The sequence below is a fragment of the Methylorubrum sp. Q1 genome (genome assembly GCF_004683995.1).
Taxonomy (GTDB): Bacteria; Pseudomonadota; Alphaproteobacteria; order Rhizobiales; family Beijerinckiaceae; genus Methylobacterium.
The window spans coordinates 1-2,485 of record NZ_SRHQ01000068.1; the positions used below are offsets into that span (position 1 = coordinate 1).

A 2,485-nucleotide genomic window follows, 5' to 3' on the forward strand; every position below is an offset into this window, starting at 1 on the left:
CCGGTGGGCGACGACGACGCAGATGCCGCCGCGCTGCCGCACGCCGAGGATCGCCTGCGTCAGGGCGTTCTCGCCCTCGCTGTCGAGGTTGGCGTTGGGCTCGTCGAGCACCACGAGGAAGGGCTCGCGGTAGAGGGCGCGTGCCAGCCCGACCCTCTGGCGCTGCCCGGCCGAGAGCCCCGAGCCGCCCTCGCCGATGCGGGTGTCGTAGCCGTCGGGCAGCCGCAGGATCAGCTCGTGCACGCCCCCCGCCTTGGCCGCCGCGATGACCGCCTCGGACGGTGCGCCGGGCTCGAAGCGGGCGATGTTCTCGGCGACCGTGCCGGCAAACAGCTCCACCTCCTGCGGCAGGAAGCCGATATGGGGTCCGAGGTCGCCGCTTGACCATTGATCGAGCGCCGCGCCGTCGAAGCGGACCTTTCCGCGCACGGGGGGCCAGACGCCGACGAGCGCGCGCACCAGCGAGGACTTGCCCGAGGCCGAGGGGCCGATGATGCCGAGGCTCTGTCCGGCGCGGAGGCCGAAGCTGACATCCTGCACCACGAGGCGCGGCGTGCCGGGCGGGGCGATGCTGGCGGCCTCGACGGTGATGGTCTCACTCGGCGCCGGCAACGCGTGCGGCCGCTCGCCCTGCGGCATCCGGGCCAGCAGTTCGGACAGACGGTGCCAGCTCTGGCGGGCAGCAACAAAACCCTTCCAGTTGGCGATGGTGAGTTCGGCCGGCGCCAGCGCACGGGAGACGAGGATCGAGCTCGCGATGACGATGCCGGCGCTTGCCTCGTTGTGGATGACGAGCCAGGCGCCGAGCGCCAGCACACCCGATTGCAGCGCCATGCGGAACACCTTGGAGCCGGCGCCGAAGCCGCTTCCGGCATCCGAGACGGCCTGGTGCGCGTCCATGTACGCGCGGTTGGCCAGGGCCCAGCGGGCGGCAAGACGCTCCTGCATGCCCATGGCGGCCAGCACCTCGGCGTTGCGGCAACCGGATACGGCGAGTGCGTTGCGCCGCATGCCGTGGCCGGTGGCCTCCCGCGTCGGGCCCTTGCTCGCGCGATCGGTCAGGACCGTGATCGCGGCCAGGATCGCCATGCCGACCAGCGCCGCGACGCCGATCATGGGATGGAACAGGAAGCAGATCAGCAGGTAGACCGGCATCCAGGGCAGGTCGAAGAAGGCGGAGGGGCCGGAACCGGACAGGAAGGCGCGGATCTGGTCGAGGTCGCGCAGCGGCAGGAGGCCGTCGCCCTGGTTCGCCCCTTTGAGCGGGGCACGCACGACGAGATCGAACACGCGCCCGCTCAGGGCCTCGTCGAGCGCGGCGCCGATGCGGGCCAGGATGCGTCCGCGGAGGGTCTCGAGCACGCCCTGGAAGGCGTAGAGCGCGAGCGCGAGCGCGGCCAACCCGATCAGGGTGGGCACGGAACGGCTCGGGATCACCCGGTCGTAGACTTCGAGCATGAAGAACGAGCCGGTGAGATAGAGGATGTTCACCAGCCCACTCATCACGGCGACGCCGACGAAGGCCGTCTTGCACCGTGCCAGTGCGGCGGCGATCTCGTTTCTGTCTCGCCTATGAGTCACCGCCACATTCTCCAATTTTTGCTGGCGCTATAATCAATCGTGGTACGTGTGGAATAATAAAATCTGCAAATTGCTTCCAGGATTGTATTCGATAACCCTTTAGTTGATATATTTATATTCCCATTTAATGATCAAAATTTCATTTAATGTCTGAAGAGTATCGAATTTATTTTAGGTAATAGGAATTATAGATTACATTTACATTATAGATCGATATCGAAATAAGCATATTAATTTTCGTCTCCTCGCTTGAGAGCGAAGAGACGCGCGTATCTATGGTGTAATTATCGAACAGGTAGTTCTAGTTCAAATAGTTTCCTGAGTCGTTATTATTGTAGTCAGTTGGAAATATAATCCTTCCTCCAGAGTCTTCCAAAAATATTCCCACATCGGTGCCACCCGGCGAGTAGGCCGGCGAGTAGGTATGAGATGGATGCCAATAACCAGAGTAGGCCATGCCGCCTCCGTGATGAGCGGACATGAAGTCGATATCGTAATAGTTTAGTGGTGAATATTGAGTGCTGTAATAGTAGTGTACATTAAACGTATTGTTCAGGTTAGTCGTATTTGAGAATCCGTTCATAAAAACTTGGCTATTGAAATCAAGTGTGTCGATTTTATTATCGGTTCCATCTACGGTGACGTGCGCATTTTGCCCTGCGGAAACAGTGTTTCCGCTACCAATAATTTTGACTTTATTATTTATTCCAAGATTTATTATAGCATTGTTTGATGTAATTGTCAGATCCTGTAAGTTGTCGGCAGTGCCAATTCGGAAACCACTATTGTTTAATGTCAGGCTTTGGTTGCTGCTTACCATCCCTACGTAGCCCCCAGCATTATCCTGGCCGTTGACGACAGCGTGTGTCCCTTCTCCTCCCAGATTGATGGAGGTGCTTCCCCA

Annotated in this window: 2 protein-coding genes; both read right to left on the minus strand. The window is 59.7% G+C overall.

Going from position 1 to position 2,485, the window contains the following annotated elements:
• A partial coding sequence (locus E4V01_RS25230) for a type I secretion system permease/ATPase (RefSeq protein ID WP_135300280.1) occupies positions 1–1,581 on the minus strand: 1,581 nt, incomplete at its 3' end.
• Positions 1,582–1,882: 301 nt separating this feature from the next.
• The coding region (locus tag E4V01_RS25235; RefSeq protein WP_135300281.1) for a DUF3060 domain-containing protein at positions 1,883–2,485 on the minus strand (603 nt) is incomplete at its 5' end.